This is a genomic window from Spirosoma aerolatum, assembly GCF_002056795.1.
Lineage (GTDB): Bacteria > Bacteroidota > Bacteroidia > Cytophagales > Spirosomataceae > Spirosoma > Spirosoma aerolatum.
Map to the genome: position 1 here is coordinate 6876326 of NZ_CP020104.1, position 16448 is coordinate 6892773.

The following is a 16448-nucleotide window of genomic DNA, read 5'->3' on the forward strand; positions in this document are numbered from 1 at the left end:
CAGAGGAAGTAAAAAACAGGAAATCAGCTAGTAATATGGCCGATTCCATTGTTAAAATCAAATCCCCCGCAATAAATAGAACACGGATTTTTAGGATGATTATGATTTGCACTGATCATCCTAAAAATCCGTGTTCTATTTATTGTTCGTCGGCACTTGGGCCGTAGCTCCCCGGAATCGGAATATCGAGCAACCGGAGGAAAACGCCCAACTGCGCCCTATGGTGCACAATCTGGCAGAGTGCCGTTCGTACCACTTCATGCTTCGGTTCTACAAAATAGACTTGCTCTCCATTTCGCAGCGTCCAGGGTGCATTCAAAATGGCTTCATTCTCCGGTACTAACTGCGATTTCCCATCGGCTAAACACGTTTCGGCATAGGCCATTAACTCAGCGGTATTGGCAATAAAGTCTTCGGTATACGGATTTTTGGCAAAGTCCAGTCCATCGGTTGTTAACGCCATGGTTATCCAGGTTGGCAAATTGGCAATGTGTGTCGCTAATTGCCGGACTGTCATACTCTTCTGGTGAGGTTTCCAATCGTATTTGTCGTCTGGGATTCGCTGGAGCATTTTACGGGTAGTTTGGGTTTCCTGCTCTAGTTCTTTCAAAAAAATGGGAATCAGTTCCATAAGATTTGTCGTTGGTTTATTAACAATACAAAGATCGTTGGACCCTGTGACAGCCCTATGTCAGTAGTGTTTTGCTCATTTTCACTTACTTTGCAGAAGGTATTTAACTACCTAAATCATTCGCTACATTACTGGCCGCCCCGATGAAACTAAGTCTGTTTTTGCTGCTTTTGGGCATCACATCCATCGGTTTTGCTCAATCGACAAAGCCCATTTTCCCAAAGCCGCTAAGCCCGCGCCTGGCGAATTACCAGATCGATGTGCGTCTCGATCCAGCCACAAAGAAGCTAACTGGCCGCGAAACGCTCACCTGGCGCAATCCTTCGGCTGATGTAATTCGTGAATTGCAATTCCATTTATACCTCAATGCTTTTCGGAATGAGCAATCATCGTTTATGCGTGAATCGGGAGGCCAGTTGCGTGGAGACCAAATGGACCGGAATGCCAAAGAAAACCCGTACGGCTGGATAGATGTCGTGTCGATGAAAGCCCGGAATCCAACCGCCAATACGACCGAAGCGCTGGCCTATGAATTTATTCAGCCCGACGACCTGAACCGCGACGACCATACGGTGATTCGAGTACCACTGAGCAAACCCGTTGGGCCGGGCGAAACGATTGTTTTAGACATTGCTTTTCAGGCGAAACTACCAAAGATCTTCGCCCGTACGGGTTTTAGTCGCGACTTCTTTCTGGTAGGCCAGTGGTTTCCGAAAATTGGTGTGTACGAACCGGCTGGAACACGCTATGCAAAGGTCGGCCAGTGGAATTGTCATCAGTTTCACGCCCATTCCGAATTCTATGCAGACTATAGCGTTTACGATGTCAACATCACTACCCCCAAAGATTATTGGGTTAGCGCTACAGGCTTGTTTCAGTCGGAGAAAATGCACCAGAATGGGACCAAAACCATCCTCTATCATGCTGAAGATGTCGTAGACTTTGCCTGGACAGCTTCGCCCCACTTTAAGGTGATCAACGATGCCTGGAAGCGACCATCGGGAGGGGAGGTTAGTATTGAGTTGATTATGCAGCCCGAACACCTGCATCAGGCTAAACGCCACCTGGACGCAGCCAAAGCCGCGCTGGCCTATTTCGATAAACACCTGGGAAAATATCCGTTTCCTAACCTGACCATTGTTGATCCCCCACTCCATGCCAGTGGTTCGGCCGGAATGGAATACCCCACATTGATTACGGCCGGGACTGCCTGGTTCGTACCCGACGCTGCCCGCATTCCAGAAGGCGTAACCGTTCATGAATTTGGGCACCAGTACTTTATGCAACTTTTGGCGACTAACGAATTTGAAGAAGCCTGGCTCGACGAGGGCTTTAACCAGTACTACGAAGGACGAATTATGGACGAAACCTACGGCCCACACTCCTCGCAGTTGGATTTATTTGGTTTTCGGACCGGTGATCTGGAAGAGTCACGTGGTAATTATGTGCATCAGGACAACCCGGCGCTAGGCTCTTCGTTTGGCAATACCTGGCAACTGCCACCGGGGCAATATGGTGTACTGACCTATTCTAAAACAGCTACCTGGATGCGGACACTGGAAGGGCTGGTTGGTCGGTCGGTGATGGACGAAATCATGCAAACGTATTTCAACCGCTGGCAATTTAAACACCCCAACGGCCAGAACTTCATCGACATTGTCAACGAGATCGTACCAAAACGGCTAGGCAGTAAGTACGGCCCCAATATGAACTGGTTCTTCAATGAAGCCCTGTATGGCGATAACGTAGTCGACTATCAATTGCTTAGTATCAAAAACAAAGGCAATCAATCCGTTATAACCGTCCAGCGGAACAATGATGGAAAAATACCCGTCGATATTCTGGTACATTTTGAGAACGGGAAGGAGTTGATGCTCTTCTGGGATGGGCAGGCCCGACAACGTCAGTTTACGGTGTCGGAAGGTTCAAATGTTGTCTGGGCAACTGTCGATCCGAAGCAAAAAGTCTACATGGACACTAACCTGAACAACAACAGCTTAACCTTAAGTCCATCCACAGCACCTGCTGCTAAGTTTGCCACCAAATTTTTGTTCTGGCTCGAAAACTGGATGCAGTGGCTGGCTTGGCTGGCATAAGCATTCCCACTTTTTTGTATCTTTCGGTAAGCAAACGAATACGTCTATGAGCATTCAGGAAATGAGGAGCAAACTCCATCAACTGATCGATGAAGAGCAGAATGAAACAATCCTGGCAGAAGTAAGCCGAATTTTATCGGGCGAATCAGAAACAGATATTCTTGAGGATTTAACCGATGATCAATTAGCCGGTTTAGAAAAGGCCAGAGAAGAAATTCAAAATGGCAACTATATTTCTCTGGCAGAACATAAACAAAAAATTGAGCAATGGCTGGCAGCCAGAAGATAATAGTAACTGCCTCCGCAGAGGCTGATCTACAAAAAATCATTGAATTCCTGGAGGAGAATTGGTCTCTTGAACTAGCGATTCGGTTCATTAACAGCTATTATCACAAATTGGATTTAATTGAATCGATGCCTGGTGTTGGTTTCCTTTCTTTAAAAGATAGCAAAGTAAGAAAGGTAAAAATTGACAAGTATAATATCCTGTGTTATGAAGTAAGTGATGAAACAATCTCAATTCTTCGCATCCTTGATACCCGTAGCGATCCCGATTCCAATCCATATTGATAGATGACTTTCCTCGAAATCACAGACCTCCTTAATAGCCAATTTAGTTCTGACTTTCAGACTAATACCCAAAACCTACAACCGTACCTTACAATTCCGGCCAATCAACTGGCCAACGTTTGCCAGTTTCTCCGTGACGATGACCGATTGTTTTTCGACTTGCTGTCTTGTGTAACGGGTATCGACAACGGCGTTGAAGCCAATACGATGGAAGTTATCTACAACCTGACTTCGATTCCGTATGCACATGATCTGATGCTGAAAGTGATCGTGCCCCGCAACACCAATTCATCGAAACTTCCGTCGGTACCGAGTATATCCCACATCTGGCGAACTGCTGACTGGCACGAACGCGAAACCTTCGACCTTGTCGGTATTCAGTTCGAAAACCACCCTGATCTTCGTCGAATTCTCCTGCCAACCGACTGGGAAGGCCACCCGTTACGGACTGACTATACGGAGCAGGAGCAGTATCACGGCATCAAAACCAAGTAAATACCGGCGCTTTTTTCGTTCTTTACTGACTGTATAGCCATTTCGCTGGTTATTGCTTTATCTGTTCTTCAAAGCAATGAGAAACCCTTACGTCTATTTTTTGAGCCTTCTACTGACGGCCCACTGTCTATTACCCAATCGATGCGTTGCCCAAACCGATTCAGTTATTGTAACGGGTCGAATCCAGCATCTTTCGGCTCAGCTCTACCGCGAGTCGCCAACGGTATTCATAAGTCGAAATAATATTCTGCAAGCCAATCGCGAGCTGGTTCGCCCGGCTCCGCTTAATCTGGACGGAACCTTCCGGGTCTCGCTGCCACTGATTTATCCGCAGGAAGAAATGTATTTTAATTACGGGCGTATTTCGACGGCCTTTCTGGCATCGGCAGGTACACTTACCATCGAACTGGATGCCGATTCGCTCTTTTCGGTGGCTGTTCCGTTTAAGTTCGGCGGTGTCAATGCACAGGTGAATAGCCAGTTTGCCCGGTATAAAGCCTTTGAAGCCACCTATCCACTTAAACCAGATGGTCGAAAGCTGTCTGCACAAATAGCCAATCTGGGCGATGAAGCGGCTTACCGAATCGTTTCGAGTGCTTATCAGGCTCCGTTTGTGGCTTTTGCGGCAAAAGAAAAGCCGTTCCCGCTTCTCAGACGTTGGGTTAGCTTCGTCAATCGCTACAATGCTGCTGCTTTTGTATACGACAGGGCTACCTACGAGAATGAGAATATCAATAAAGCCCTGAATGATTCGTTACGCCCACCCAATGACCAGCTTCTAACGGCTGCGCGGGCATCGGCCATGAACCGCTTTGCTACCTACACCTCCCAACGACTGACTGCCGAAACAGGTCGCACAAACGGGTTAACGGTACGGGCTTTGGCGCTACTTCTGGAACGTTATGGTAAAAATATAACAGCAGGTGAGCGGCTACGTCTTGACGATTACGCGCAATCGAATTCAGCTCGGCAGGCCGATCTGCGTTTTTTTGATGGTCTGGTCAAGCGTAATCCTGATACCCTCCAGCGGCTGGTGAATTACGAAACGTTGATTCAGCGGGCTATCCGGCAATTCGACAGCACAACAGTCAATTATCTGTCCGCATACTGGCTGGCGGCAACCTTACCAACGGTAACGCTCGATTTTGCCCGGCTCCTGTACGACTATGCCCGTCCGCAGGTGAAAGACCCAGCCCTGGAACAATCGCTGGATGAACTGTATCGGCTCGAAGTAAAAGATAGCACCCGCATCCGAACAGCTATGCAGACATTAAGAAACGGCGGCAGAACCAATAACGCCTTAGAAATTTCGCCGGGCATTTTTGTTACCCGCGATGATTTCGGCAATGGCTCCTCACTATTCGATAAGGTGGTCAATGCCAATCGGGGCAAGGTTATTTATATGCTGGTTGTCTCCCCTACCGATGATGGAGGCCGTCAGGCAGCCCTGGACGCTCAGCGACTACGCAATGCCTACAGTGCCCGCGATTTTGCACTGGTGTATGTACCCATGAGTGGAACCGATAAATCGCTATGGCCTGAATTAGCAACCCGCTACAACCTCACTGGCGACCATTTGCTACTGACCGATTCCCAGCTTTTCGACGCCATTGAACGCCTGCGGCCCGACAACGACCTGTCGGCAGCGGTTATCAATCGTACAGGCAAAATTGTGAAACGCAACGCGCCCTTACCAGCCGATTTCGACGAAGCCCGGAAAGTGATCGATAAAAACTTATAGTTTACACTATTCGGTTTACGGTGGGGGCGCAAGCAGTGTCTTGCGCCCCCACCGTAAACCGAATAGTGTAAACCTACAATCCATACTGGTCGAGCAGATAAACCAAGGCTGCCATTGAGGCTGCTCCAAGCTCAAGTTCACGCTGGCTCACCGTCTCAAATTTATCAGCAGCTGTATGGTGATAGTCGAAATAACGCTGTGAATCAGGCTTGAAACCAAACAGCACTGTTCCTAGCTGCGCCAGAGGGCCAATATCAGCCCCACCGCCACCAGGGCCAATTTCCAGCAAGCCATAAGGGGCCAAAAGTGGTTTCCAAAGCATCACTTTAGCGCGCTGTAGGGGTGACCCAACAATACCAAAGCCCCGTGGCGTAAATCCGCCGTTATCCGATTCTACTGCGGCAATATGATTTTCATTATTTTTCTTAGCCAGATCAGCGTATTGCACACCACCCTTAAGTCCGTTCTCTTCGTTCATGAACATTACGGCCCGAATTGTCCGTTTTGGTCTGATACCCAATGTTTTCAGTATACGTAGCACCTCAATAGATTGTACGCAGCCTGCTCCATCATCATGAGCCCCTTCGGCCAGATCCCAGGAGTCCAGGTGCCCACCCACCACGATAATTTCATCAGGTTTTTCAGTCCCTTTCATTTCACCAACAACGTTATACGATTTGGCGTCGGGCAATGTCTCGCAGTTTTGCTTAAAGTAAAAGGTCAAGCTAGGGTTTTCCTGTAATAGTTTACTCAGTAGATCAGCGCCGTTGGTACTGATGGCAGCCGTCGGAATTAGCGCGACGCCCGTTGCGTAGCGCATCCCTCCTACGTGCGGAAAATCATCGTGGATATTCGTCATTGAACGAACTATGGCTCCTACTGCACCTAGTTTGGCGGCTTCGGTAGCGCCATTGGCTCGCTGTTCAACGGCACCACCATAAGCTTCAAACGTGTTGATTTTGGTTGGGTCCATTGGGCGGTTGTAAAACACGATCTTTCCTTTCACTTTATCAGGGCTCATGGCTCGCAGTTCAGCAAAGCTTTTCACCTCAATTACACCGGCATTTATACCTTTTGGCCCGGTAGCCACCGACCCGCCTAAGGCAGCAATAGGCACGGTTATTTTTTGTTTACCATTCTGAATATAAGCCTCTTCCTTAGCGCCCCGCACCCAGTGAGGTACCATTACCTCCTGCAAAAAGACTCGATCGAAACCCTGTTGCTCCATAATCCACTTCGTCCAGTCAACAGCTTTTTGGGCACCTGCAGAACCACTCAGTCGGGGGCCAATCTGTTTGGTCAGGTAACGGAGCCACTCGTACGATTTACCATGAGTAAGCGCTTCATCGTAGATTTTTCGAATCGCAACAGAATCAGCGGTTTGGGCGCAACCATAACTCACAGTCAAGCTTAGAAGAAGCGTAATTAATTTTCGCATACGAACAGGGTTGTATTGGTTAAAAAGGCAAGATACAGAAAAGACAATATCGCCCCGCGCGAAATTGAAGTGCCTCAGAGACTAGTCAGCAAGAACTACGTCTTATGTACGATTCACCTAATTACAACGGATGCAACGAGACGATACGCTCTGGAAGGCTATTCTGGAAGATATATTTGACGACTTTATGCGATTCTTTATTCCCAATGCCGACGAAGACGAATTTCAACCGCGTTATGTCGATAAGCTGGTTAAACTGTTTACCCGAAACGGCTAGGAAGAATGGATACTGGTCCATGTCGAAGTACAGGGCTATGTTGATTCTGACTTTGCCCACCGCATGTTTACCTATTACTATCGCATTTTGGATAAATACCAGCGCCCGATTACGGCCTTTGCTATTTTGACCGACGCGAATCGCCGGTTTAGTCCTAAGGCCTATGAGCGTTCGTTCTTAGGCACTCATCTGCGTTACGAGTTTAACACCTACAAAGTACTCGACCAACCGGATAATGAACTAAATCATACCGACAATCCCTTTGCAATAGTTGTTCAAACCGTTAAATTAGCCTTACAGGGCCGAAAACGAGGAACAAATGGCGAAGTACTTCTTGAGTTAAAACTCGATTTAGCCAAACGGCTACTTGTAAAAAAAATAGCCAAAGCTAAAATCCGGGTATTGATGGATTTTTTACGGCACTATGTCCGTTTTCATTCCGATACCCTACGAACCAAATTCGATGAGCAAATAAGCATACTTACAAACCAGAGAAAGACAATGGGCCTTGAAGAATTTCTGCTACAACGAGCCGAACAGCAGGGAGAAAAGAGAGGTGAGCGTAAAGGGGAGAAAAAAGGAATAGAAAAGACCAAAAAAATCTTCATTCAAAATCTGCTCACCAAAACCAACCACAGTGACGAACTAATCGCCGATCTAGCCGATGTCGATGTATCGCTGGTTAGTAAGCTACGCCATAAGCTGAAGTCCTAAAAATAAGCGTCCGGCCACTGTATAGCAACCGGACGCTTATTTTTTCCTTTCTACTCTATGCCTTAAATATTAATAGCCCGATTATCCGTAGCCGCCAGACAGGCTTCCTTAAACGCTTCGGTATAGGTTGGGTGAGCATGCGACATACGTGACACATCCTCGGCCGATGCCCGGAATTCCATCGCTGTAACAGCTTCCGCAATCATATCGGCCGCACGAGCGCCAATCATATGGACGCCCAGAATTTCGTCGGTGTCTTTATGGGCGAGCACTTTTACCAGCCCATCAACATCCATACTGGCCCGCGCACGCCCCAAAGCTTTAAATGGAAACGAACCCACTTTATACGGAATACCTTCTTTCTTCACTTCTTCTTCGGTATAGCCTACCGAAGCCACCTCGGGCCATGTATACACAACACCCGGAATCAGTCGATAATGAATATGCGGCTTCTGGCCAACAATGGTCTCGGCAATGAATGTACCTTCTTCTTCTGCTTTGTGCGCTAGCATAGCCCCACGAATCACGTCGCCCAGTGCATAAATGTGCGGAACGCTTGTACGTAGGTGTTCGTCGACCTCAATCCGACCACGCTCATCCGTTTTCAGGCCAGCCGCTTCCAGATTCAGCCCTTCAGTGTATGGGCGACGCCCTACCGATACCAGACAATAGTCGCCGGTAAGGGTCGTTTGTTCACCTTTGGGCGTATCCATACTCACCACTACTTCATCACCTTTGTTTTCAACTTTTGTGACTTTGTGGCTGAAGTAAAAATCAGCACCCAGTTTTTTAATGACCTTCTGTAACTCCTTACCCATCGTTTTATCCATGGTTGGAATCATCGAGTCGAAGAATTCAACGAATGAAACCTTTGCCCCAATACGAGCATAAACCGAACCCAACTCGGCCCCGATAACGCCTGCGCCAATCACGATGAGGTGTTTAGGAATTTCTTTGAGAGAAAGTGCCTCGGTCGACGTAATCACTCTTTTTTTGTCGATCGGCATCGACGGAAACGAGGATGGTTTTGATCCGGTCGCGATAATTATATTCTTCCCGCTAATGGTCTGTTCAGACCCATCGGTTTTGGTAATTTTAATGGTATGAGGATCAACAAATGAACCGACGCCATGATACTCGTCGATTTTATTTTTCTTCATCAGATAGGTGATACCCTTGGTCGTCTGATCGACTACACTAGCTTTACGGGCAATCATCTGGGCCAGATCGACCTGTAAGTGTTCCAGCTTGATGCCATGCTCGGCAAAGGTGTGAGCAGCATTATAATAATGCTCCGTCGAATCGAGTAGTGCCTTCGAAGGAATGCAGCCAACATTCAGGCAGGTACCGCCCAGTGCAGGGTATTTTTCGATAATGGCAGTTTTCAGCCCCAGTTGTGCACAACGAATGGCGCCGGTATACCCACCAGGCCCCGAACCGATCATAATAACATCGTATTCCATGAAACAGTTGTTCTTAAGTTTCAGGCTCTTATTCCCATCTTTTCAGCTTAGTAAGACCATTGCTAACGAGGCCCCCAACAGTGAAAATTGAAACTCGAAACCTATCTAATATATAGCATTATGAATGCAAATTTGGTTCAGAAATTGATTACCCAAACCGATTTGCAAAAAATCGTGTTGGTGGTTTCGTAAAGCCCTTCTCATTCGGGGCTATTACGGTCTGTTTTATGCGCTTCGTTTTACCTATTTACCTTCTTGTTTTGCTGATAGTCAGCAGCTGCACCGACTCCACGCAGCAGAATCAGCCAGCCGTTTATTATGATGTATTAGGCTTTGTGAAACGTCAGATTACTGACCTTTCAGATCAGAAGCCCGTTGTGAATAAGTCCGTTGCTATTAACGAAAAACGAAACCAGGAGTCTACCCGCGACATTAACTGGGAACGCGAACTGGAGTTATTCGCACAGGCCGATATCAATAAGCCAGCTTTACGAACCAGCTACCAGATTGTACGGCCTGATTCGCTTACCTATCAGTATACGCTAAAAAATCCAGAAGAACATCTGACTGTTCGGTCGCTTAGCGTACAACTCGACTCCCTGACTCGTCAGCCTCGTCGAATTACCGCCGTTCTACAAACCAGCAACCCGCTCTATTCATCCGAACGTACGCTTTTGTTAGAAAGCGGTCCGAAAGGTAGTCAGTGGCGCGTACAACATTACACGCTGTCGGGCTATCAAAAACTTCCGTATTTCGACAAAAACAGCTTTCTGGTCGAAGGGCGCGTCCAATAAACTAAGCCGTTGTCAGGTTGGTCGATACAGGCAGAATAAAAATGAAGGTTGTTCCCTCTTTTGGCCCAGAGTGAATTTCGTAACGACCCTTGATCAAATCCATTCGGGCCTGAATATTGTGTAGCCCCATGCCTGTAGCATCGGCAGGGTTCATTCCACAGCCATTATCTTTCACAATCATATTCAACTCATTGTTGAACCGCCGAAACAAAATATCGGCTTCGGATGCTTCAGAGTGGCGAAGTATATTACTACACAATTCAATACAGATCGAATAGAGGTTAAATTCGGCTGTTTTATCCAGGCGAGGCAACTCAGTAGCTTCTAATCGGAAGGTAATTTTTTGCGTCAGATTAAGCTTGGTTACCAACCGGGTCAACGCCTGCGAAAGACCTTGCTTCTCCAATTCGTCGGGTTGGAGGTTATGCGATAAATAGCGAATTTCCGCAAAAGCCTCCTTGCTCATATTCAGAAGATTGAGGTAGATCTGCTGCTCCCGATCCGACATTTTGGCTGGATTCAGGGCCGACAGGCTGGTTTTAATAGCGGCCAGTAAACCGCCCAGACTATCATGTAAATCAGCAGCCATACGCTTCCGTTCAAGTGTCTGTCCACGCAGTAACGCTTCTTCAATCTCCCGGTTTTTAGCCCGTAGCTGATCATTAGCCAGTTTCAGTTCAACCGTTCTGGCCAGTACTTTGTCTTCCAGATCATGATTCAACGCTTCGATCTCCTGCTTCTGGCGATTAATCAGGCGATTTTTCCGGTAGTATAAAATAACAAAACCCAACAGCATAGTCAGCCCACCAACCAGGATGACTCGCATCAGGTTAGCCTGCTCAATATCGTGACTGAGCTTATCAATATGGGCTCGTTGCTCCAGCCTACTCTTCTGCGATTCGGCACGTAGGCGTTCTGTTTCAACCCATTGCTTTAGGTGGTTCATCCGGGTTTCGCTTTCAAGCTGCTCTCGCTCCGATTCAGCCCGTACCCGATCCAGCTCAGCCTGCCTACGGACATTCAGTAATTGTTGCTGCTGTATAAACCGTTCTTTTTCGGCAGCAATCCGTACCTGATTAACGTCATACTTTTTCTGAACGGTCGACAATTCCTCTATACGTTTAAGGTTTGTCAGGCTATCGCGTAGCAGACTGAACTCTTCGTACATGTTTAACGCCTGTACCGGTTGATTTGCCTGACGGTAAGCCCGATACAAAGATTGCGTAGCCATTTGCCGGATTCGGGTATAGCCCGCATTCCGTGCTACAACCACCGCTTTTTCCCCAAACTCAATGGCCAGTTTAGGCTGTTTGATTAAGGTATAACATTCGGAAAGTCGGGCCCATACCGCAGCTTGTCCGGGAATGTCTTTCAACTGTGTCCAGACAGCTAAAGCTTCTTCAAAGACATGAATAGCTTGTTCGGGTTGTTGCCGACTGATATAGAAATCGCCAAGTCGTTCACCAGCATACGCTGCATTGATCTGCGAATGGGTATCCAGTGCAATTTGTCGGCTCAATTCATATTGCTGACGCGCCTGCTCGTACTGTCCCCGAATTTCGTAAATCTCACCAATCTGCGTTATCGCCTGACTAGTGAGTAATTTCCGGTTTCTTAGTGGTACCGAGGTATTATAACCCAGCAGGGTTTGTGAAAGCTGATAACTGCTTAAAGCCTTATCGTATTCTTTGAGCAACATATAAATATCACCCATGTTCATCTGCACCTGCCAGCGTGGAGAGCTTTCACGCGGTAGTTTACTACATAATTCAGATGCGCGCTGGTTGATTTGAAGGGCCAGTGGATAATCGCCTTTTACGATCCGGAGGTGATACTCTTGCAGCATCATGGCCCGAACAGCATACAGGTTATTATGAAGCAGCAGAGCTTGTTCCTCTAATTGCCTGGCATAGATATAGCTACTATCGCGCTGGGCCCCACGCATCTGCTTAAATACCAGTGCCATATATCGCAAGCCCTCCAGACGTACCGTATCGTTAATACGGCCTTTCGGCAGGCGAGCTGCCATCTGCCGATGCAGTCGGCCCAGAGTCAGCAGACTATCCATGTAAGCAGCATCACTCCGCCGGTCGAAGTTCAGTTCCGGCAATTTTGGAAACGGTTGAGCCAAGCAGGTGATACACCAGCTAAGTATGGCCATTCCAATCCAAACTGATCTCATAGATGCTTACTGATCTCAACATAAAGCTGATACAAGTACGAAAGTAATAATTTAGTACAGTAAATCAAGCTATTGACTATAGATACGCGCAATTTCAAACAACGTATAGGTGTAGGGTAACCATAAGTAACCTAGAATTACTATTTGACCAGTACTACTCAGTTCAGTTTCCCGGTGCATGTTTGCCTCAACGCCCCTCAGTAGCTATTGTCAGTACATTAGCTAACAATTTTACCTACTGTTAATCGCCGACTTGAAAGTTTTTGTTAATGTTGTATCGAAAATTTTTAAGACCTTTTAAACGTCTGGTATTAAAATTGAATCTATACATACGAAGTCAAACGTAAGTACAATTATTTCTCCGAATAAGCTATATTTGGTCAAAATTAGAACTCGCGGTATTTTTTCTGGCGAGAAATAGAAGTTTTCGGAGAAATGATCCCTTTTGGCAGATTTTTTGTAAGATTTATTTGGATTTAAGCATAAAATCTTAGTATCTTCAAGGCTGGATCACGGAAATATTTTAAAAAACATAACCCCTTCGTACACTATCGGAACACAACTCTACGTTACCTAATTGTCTTACTGAAAATGGAAAAAGCCCAGGTAAACGACAGTGAGTTGATTTCCCTGTATATCCGTGGTAATGAAAAAGCCTTTGCCAAACTAGTGCAACGGCACAAATCGAAGATTTACACCACTATTTATCTGATTGTAAAAGATCAGTATATAGCAGAAGATTTGATGCAGGACACGTTCATCAAGGCCGTGGACACACTCAAATCAGGTAGATACAACGAGGAGGGCAAATTTCTACCCTGGATTATTCGAATTGCTCACAACTTGGCCATTGACTATTTCCGAAAAGATAAACGCTACCCCAGTGTGGTGTTTGAAGACGGAAGCAGTGTGTTTAACACGCTTGAGTTTGCAGAAGATTCTGTTGAATCCATGCAGATTCGCCAGGAAACACACGAGCATTTGCGCGAGTTGATTCAGCGATTGCCCGAACAACAACGCCAGGTGCTCATCATGCGGCACTACGAGGAAATGAGTTTCCAGGAGATTGCCGATGCAACCGGCGTCAGTATTAACACGGCATTGGGACGTATGCGTTATGCGCTGATCAATCTGCGCAAACAACTGAGCAAACGTTCGCCGAGTTATGATAAAAACCTTTACTCAAGATGATGTGATCCGGTATGTCTATGAGGAGACCTCAGCCGAGGAAAATCTGCTCATTGAAGACGCTCTGATGTCGGAACCGGAGTTGATGACGTTCTTCCTCGAAGCTCTCGAGTTGAGAGCTTTGATGAACAAGATCGAACGCCAGCCCAGGCCTGACACCGTTCAGACTATTCTGGATTATTCCCAAAACCATCCATTAAACCCAACCGCCCAATTACGCCATTCGTAATTGGGCAGTTTACGGGCGCAGTTAAAAGCTGCGTAGCCGAAAGCTAGCTTGTTGTGTAGCTCTAACCAACAGGATAGCTTCCGGCTATGCTTGTTTATGCCTGCTCATTGGGTGAATAAGTACGTATTATGTTAAAGAAAGAACGGTTCCGGCGTTTCCTGGATTATTTTGCCCTGCATTACCCCGAGCCTAAGACTGAGCTTAATTTCTCCAATCCTTACGAGTTGCTGGTAGCCGTAATCCTGTCGGCGCAATGTACCGACAAACGAATCAATCAGATTACACCTGCTTTATTTGCTCGTTTTCCTGAAGTAGAATCTTTGGCAGCGGCATCGGTCGATGAAGTATTTTCCTACATCCGAAGTGTGTCCTATCCAAACAATAAGGCAAAGCATCTGGTCGGCATGGCTAAGGCGCTGATGGAACGGTTCGGGGGGGAGATTCCGGCTACCTTGGAAGAGTTGCAAACCCTGCCGGGAGTGGGTCGTAAAACGGCCCATGTGATTTTATCAGTGGTGTATAACGAACCAACTATGGCGGTAGACACGCACGTTTTCCGGGTGTCGCATCGACTGGGTTTAGCACCGCTTACAGCAACTACGCCCTTGGCCGTCGAAAAAGCGCTAATGGCACATATCCCAAAACAGCATGTACCCAAAGCGCATCACTGGCTCATTCTACACGGACGATATATCTGCCTGGCCCGTACGCCCAAGTGTGAGGTTTGCGAACTGAAAGATTTTTGTAAGTATTATGAAAAAGTAATTAGGAGTTAGGAGTGCGAATGGCGAACGCAACAAAAAAAATACGCGCCAGCCTTCTCACTCCTAACTCCTAATTAATTGCAACTAGTACTGCTCGGTTCCAGCGAAGAAGAAATTGCTTTCGATTTCAGCATTTTCGTCAGAATCCGAACCATGAATAGCGTTGGCCTCCATCGATTTAGCATATAGCTTTCGGATGGTTCCTTCTTCAGCGTTGGCTGGATTGGTTGCGCCAATAAGTTTACGGAAGTCAGCAACGGCGTTCTCTTTTTCCAGAATCATTGGAATAATAGGACCCGACGACATGTAAGCCCGCAGATCATTATAAAAAGGACGCTCGCGGTGAACAGCGTAGAACTGGCCAGCGCGCTCACTCGTTAGCAGTGTCTTTTTAATTGCGACGATACGGAAACCCGCTTCCTCAATCAGTTTGATAATTGCTCCAGAATGCCCTGCCTCTACAGCATCGGGCTTAATCATGGTGAAAGTGCGATTCGTTGCCATTATGGGATGTTAATCTCCAAATTTTATTTGGCTGCAAAGGTAGACACTTCCATCTGAAATGCCACGCTATTCTTAAAAACACTACAGTTCATTACAACTATTTAACGGTTATCGATGCCTTATGCAGGCTTAATTACCAAAATAAATATCTGATAATTAAGGCCTTACTTGTCAGATATGGCAAACGATCAACCGCCAATCGTATTATTTCTTATTTTTGGGTTTTGATTACGGCCAGGGCCGTTTAGGTATGCAAGACATTGAAGCAATCGGCACATTGCTCGAACATCCTCAGACCGTGCTGATTACAACTCACCAGAATCCTGATGCCGATGCTATGGGGTCGTCGTTGGGTTTGGCGGGCTATCTTCGGAAGAAAGGTCATCGGGTTACGGTTGTGACGCCGACAGATTATCCACAAAGCCTTCATTGGATGCCGGGCAATGATGGCGTCATTCCATTTGATGAAAAAGTCCGGGTTTCAGTCAGTCGACTCGTTGAAGAAAGTACCGTCATTTTCTGCCTCGATTTTTCCAGCCTCGATCGTATTCGTGAGCTAGCCCCGCTGATACGACAGGCACGTGCCCGAAAAGTACTGATTGACCATCACCTTGAACCTGAATCGTTTGCCGATTTAGCCCTCTGGGACCCTAAGGCGGCTGCGACGGCCGAACTCATTTTTCGGCTGATTGTACAACTGGGCGACAAAGCCTTGATTGATGTCCCCATAGCCGAATGTCTGTATTCGGGATTAATGACCGACACCGGCTCATTCCGCCATTCCAATACAACGGGCAATGTGCATCGCATGGCGGCTGAACTGGTCGATCTGGGGATTGATGTAAGTAGTATTCATCGACGCATTTTCGACAATGTATCACTCGATAAGTTTCGGATGCTCGGGTATGTCTTGAACGAAAAGCTGAAAGTGTTGCCTGAGTATAAGTTTGCCTACATCACACTGACCGATGCGGAGTTGAAGCGCTATCGATCAAAAACCGGCGATACAGAAGGCATGGTCAATTATGCACTAGCTGTGGAAGGGGTCGTAATGGCGGCTATTCTCATAGATCGGGTCGATGAAATTCGATTGTCGTTCCGCTCAATTGGCGATTTTTCGGTCAGAGATCTGGCTAGTACACATTTTGATGGTGGAGGGCATCGGAATGCCGCCGGTGGTCGTTCTAAATTATCAATGGCCGAAACGGAGAAAAAACTTTTATCTATAATTCCTTTGTATCAGCAATCACTGCTGGAAACTGTTTAATTTTTATGGATTTCAACTTTTGATTAGCCTCCGAGAGTCAGAAGCCTGAAACCTTGAACCTGAAGCAATCTTAAATAAACAACTAACAATCTCTC

General features: G+C 46.8%; 17 protein-coding genes. 12 read left to right on the forward strand and 5 right to left on the reverse strand.

Going from position 1 to position 16448, the window contains the following annotated elements; translation table 11 throughout:
- Positions 1-139: 139 nt before the first annotated feature.
- Positions 140-631 (reverse strand): DinB family protein, encoded by a 492-nt coding sequence (locus B5M13_RS28510; protein ID WP_080058894.1) that lies wholly within the window; start codon positions 629-631, stop codon positions 140-142.
- 143 nt (positions 632-774) lie between these two features.
- Between B5M13_RS28510 and B5M13_RS28515 the strand changes: the two genes are divergently transcribed.
- The 5 genes from B5M13_RS28515 to B5M13_RS28535 all read left to right on the forward strand — a co-directional run bounded on the left by B5M13_RS28515 (position 775) and on the right by B5M13_RS28535 (position 5533).
- On the forward strand, positions 775-2727 hold the full coding sequence (locus B5M13_RS28515; protein WP_080058895.1) for a M1 family metallopeptidase: 1953 nt from the start codon (positions 775-777) through the stop codon (positions 2725-2727).
- Between the two features lie 46 nt (positions 2728-2773).
- Positions 2774-3016 carry a hypothetical protein gene (locus tag B5M13_RS28520; protein ID WP_080058896.1) on the forward strand — a complete coding sequence of 81 codons (243 nt, stop codon included), beginning with the start codon at positions 2774-2776 and terminating at the stop codon, positions 3014-3016.
- Positions 2995-3297, forward strand: a complete 303-nt coding sequence (locus tag B5M13_RS28525; RefSeq protein ID WP_080058897.1) for a type II toxin-antitoxin system RelE/ParE family toxin — start codon at positions 2995-2997, stop codon at positions 3295-3297. Before B5M13_RS28520 ends, B5M13_RS28525 begins: the two co-directional genes overlap by 22 nt.
- A gap of 3 nt (positions 3298-3300) precedes the next feature.
- Complete coding sequence (locus B5M13_RS28530) at positions 3301-3792, forward strand: NADH-quinone oxidoreductase subunit C (RefSeq protein WP_080058898.1); 492 nt, start codon at positions 3301-3303, stop codon at positions 3790-3792.
- 76 nt (positions 3793-3868) lie between these two features.
- A complete protein-coding gene (locus B5M13_RS28535) occupies positions 3869-5533 on the forward strand; it encodes a hypothetical protein (RefSeq protein ID WP_080058899.1) in 1665 nt (554 codons plus the stop codon).
- Positions 5534-5606: 73 nt separating this feature from the next.
- Here B5M13_RS28535 and B5M13_RS28540 read toward each other — a convergent pair whose 3' ends face one another.
- Complete coding sequence (locus B5M13_RS28540) at positions 5607-6971, reverse strand: M28 family peptidase (RefSeq protein ID WP_080058900.1); 1365 nt, start codon at positions 6969-6971, stop codon at positions 5607-5609.
- Between the two features lie 130 nt (positions 6972-7101).
- Here B5M13_RS28540 and B5M13_RS34295 point away from each other — a divergent pair, with 130 nt between their 5' ends.
- Complete coding sequence (locus tag B5M13_RS34295; protein WP_245859533.1) at positions 7102-7248, forward strand: hypothetical protein; 147 nt, start codon at positions 7102-7104, stop codon at positions 7246-7248.
- Between the two features lie 63 nt (positions 7249-7311).
- Complete coding sequence (locus B5M13_RS28545) at positions 7312-7962, forward strand: RpnC/YadD family protein (protein WP_245859535.1); 651 nt, start codon at positions 7312-7314, stop codon at positions 7960-7962.
- A 62-nt stretch (positions 7963-8024) separates the two neighbouring features.
- Here the strand turns inward: B5M13_RS28545 and lpdA are convergent, their stop codons facing one another.
- Entirely contained in the window at positions 8025-9425 is a 1401-nt protein-coding gene (gene lpdA, locus B5M13_RS28550; protein ID WP_080058901.1) for a dihydrolipoyl dehydrogenase, read from the reverse strand.
- 260 nt (positions 9426-9685) lie between these two features.
- On the opposite strand from lpdA, the gene B5M13_RS28555 reads away from it, so the two are divergent.
- Positions 9686-10219, forward strand: a complete 534-nt coding sequence (locus B5M13_RS28555) for a hypothetical protein (protein WP_245859537.1) — start codon at positions 9686-9688, stop codon at positions 10217-10219.
- A gap of 1 nt (position 10220) precedes the next feature.
- On the opposite strand, the gene B5M13_RS28560 is transcribed toward B5M13_RS28555, so the two are convergent.
- The gene (locus tag B5M13_RS28560; protein ID WP_170061209.1) at positions 10221-12401 is read right to left on the reverse strand and encodes a tetratricopeptide repeat protein; all 2181 of its coding nucleotides are present in this window, start codon (positions 12399-12401) and stop codon (positions 10221-10223) included.
- Between the two features lie 591 nt (positions 12402-12992).
- Between B5M13_RS28560 and B5M13_RS28565 the strand changes: the two genes are divergently transcribed.
- The 3 genes from B5M13_RS28565 (at position 12993) to nth (ending at position 14594) form a co-directional block, all read left to right on the forward strand.
- On the forward strand, positions 12993-13592 hold the full coding sequence (locus B5M13_RS28565) for an RNA polymerase sigma factor (RefSeq protein WP_020597067.1): 600 nt from the start codon (positions 12993-12995) through the stop codon (positions 13590-13592).
- Positions 13567-13818 (forward strand): hypothetical protein, encoded by a 252-nt coding sequence (locus B5M13_RS28570; RefSeq protein ID WP_080058904.1) that lies wholly within the window; start codon positions 13567-13569, stop codon positions 13816-13818. Before B5M13_RS28565 ends, B5M13_RS28570 begins: the two co-directional genes overlap by 26 nt.
- Positions 13819-13946: 128 nt before the next feature.
- Entirely contained in the window at positions 13947-14594 is a 648-nt protein-coding gene (nth, locus tag B5M13_RS28575) for an endonuclease III (protein ID WP_080058905.1), read from the forward strand.
- A 72-nt stretch (positions 14595-14666) separates the two neighbouring features.
- Here the strand turns inward: nth and B5M13_RS28580 are convergent, their stop codons facing one another.
- Positions 14667-15086: a nucleoside-diphosphate kinase gene (locus B5M13_RS28580; RefSeq protein ID WP_020597064.1), complete on the reverse strand. Its 420-nt coding sequence runs from the start codon at positions 15084-15086 to the stop codon at positions 14667-14669.
- A gap of 250 nt (positions 15087-15336) precedes the next feature.
- On the opposite strand from B5M13_RS28580, the gene B5M13_RS28585 reads away from it, so the two are divergent.
- Positions 15337-16353, forward strand: coding sequence for a DHH family phosphoesterase (locus B5M13_RS28585; protein ID WP_179950463.1), 1017 nt, complete (start codon positions 15337-15339; stop codon positions 16351-16353).
- Positions 16354-16448 lie beyond the last annotated feature (95 nt).

Bases quoted from the DNA above. Each gene is read 5' to 3' on its own strand.
- B5M13_RS28510 (WP_080058894.1), bottom strand. From the start codon at position 631: ATGGAACTGATTCCCATTTTTTTGAAAGAACTAGAGCAGGAAACCCAA.
- B5M13_RS28515 (WP_080058895.1), top strand. From the start codon at position 775: ATGAAACTAAGTCTGTTTTTGCTGCTTTTGGGCATCACATCCATCGGT.
- B5M13_RS28520 (WP_080058896.1), top strand. From the start codon at position 2,774: ATGAGCATTCAGGAAATGAGGAGCAAACTCCATCAACTGATCGATGAA.
- B5M13_RS28525 (WP_080058897.1), top strand. From the start codon at position 2,995: ATGGCTGGCAGCCAGAAGATAATAGTAACTGCCTCCGCAGAGGCTGAT.
- B5M13_RS28530 (WP_080058898.1), top strand. From the start codon at position 3,301: ATGACTTTCCTCGAAATCACAGACCTCCTTAATAGCCAATTTAGTTCT.
- B5M13_RS28535 (WP_080058899.1), top strand. From the start codon at position 3,869: ATGAGAAACCCTTACGTCTATTTTTTGAGCCTTCTACTGACGGCCCAC.
- B5M13_RS28540 (WP_080058900.1), bottom strand. From the start codon at position 6,971: ATGCGAAAATTAATTACGCTTCTTCTAAGCTTGACTGTGAGTTATGGT.
- B5M13_RS34295 (WP_245859533.1), top strand. From the start codon at position 7,102: ATGCAACGAGACGATACGCTCTGGAAGGCTATTCTGGAAGATATATTT.
- B5M13_RS28545 (WP_245859535.1), top strand. From the start codon at position 7,312: ATGTTTACCTATTACTATCGCATTTTGGATAAATACCAGCGCCCGATT.
- lpdA (WP_080058901.1), bottom strand. From the start codon at position 9,425: ATGGAATACGATGTTATTATGATCGGTTCGGGGCCTGGTGGGTATACC.
- B5M13_RS28560 (WP_170061209.1), bottom strand. From the start codon at position 12,401: ATGAGATCAGTTTGGATTGGAATGGCCATACTTAGCTGGTGTATCACC.
- B5M13_RS28565 (WP_020597067.1), top strand. From the start codon at position 12,993: ATGGAAAAAGCCCAGGTAAACGACAGTGAGTTGATTTCCCTGTATATC.
- B5M13_RS28570 (WP_080058904.1), top strand. From the start codon at position 13,567: ATGATAAAAACCTTTACTCAAGATGATGTGATCCGGTATGTCTATGAG.
- nth (WP_080058905.1), top strand. From the start codon at position 13,947: ATGTTAAAGAAAGAACGGTTCCGGCGTTTCCTGGATTATTTTGCCCTG.
- B5M13_RS28580 (WP_020597064.1), bottom strand. From the start codon at position 15,086: ATGGCAACGAATCGCACTTTCACCATGATTAAGCCCGATGCTGTAGAG.
- B5M13_RS28585 (WP_179950463.1), top strand. From the start codon at position 15,337: ATGCAAGACATTGAAGCAATCGGCACATTGCTCGAACATCCTCAGACC.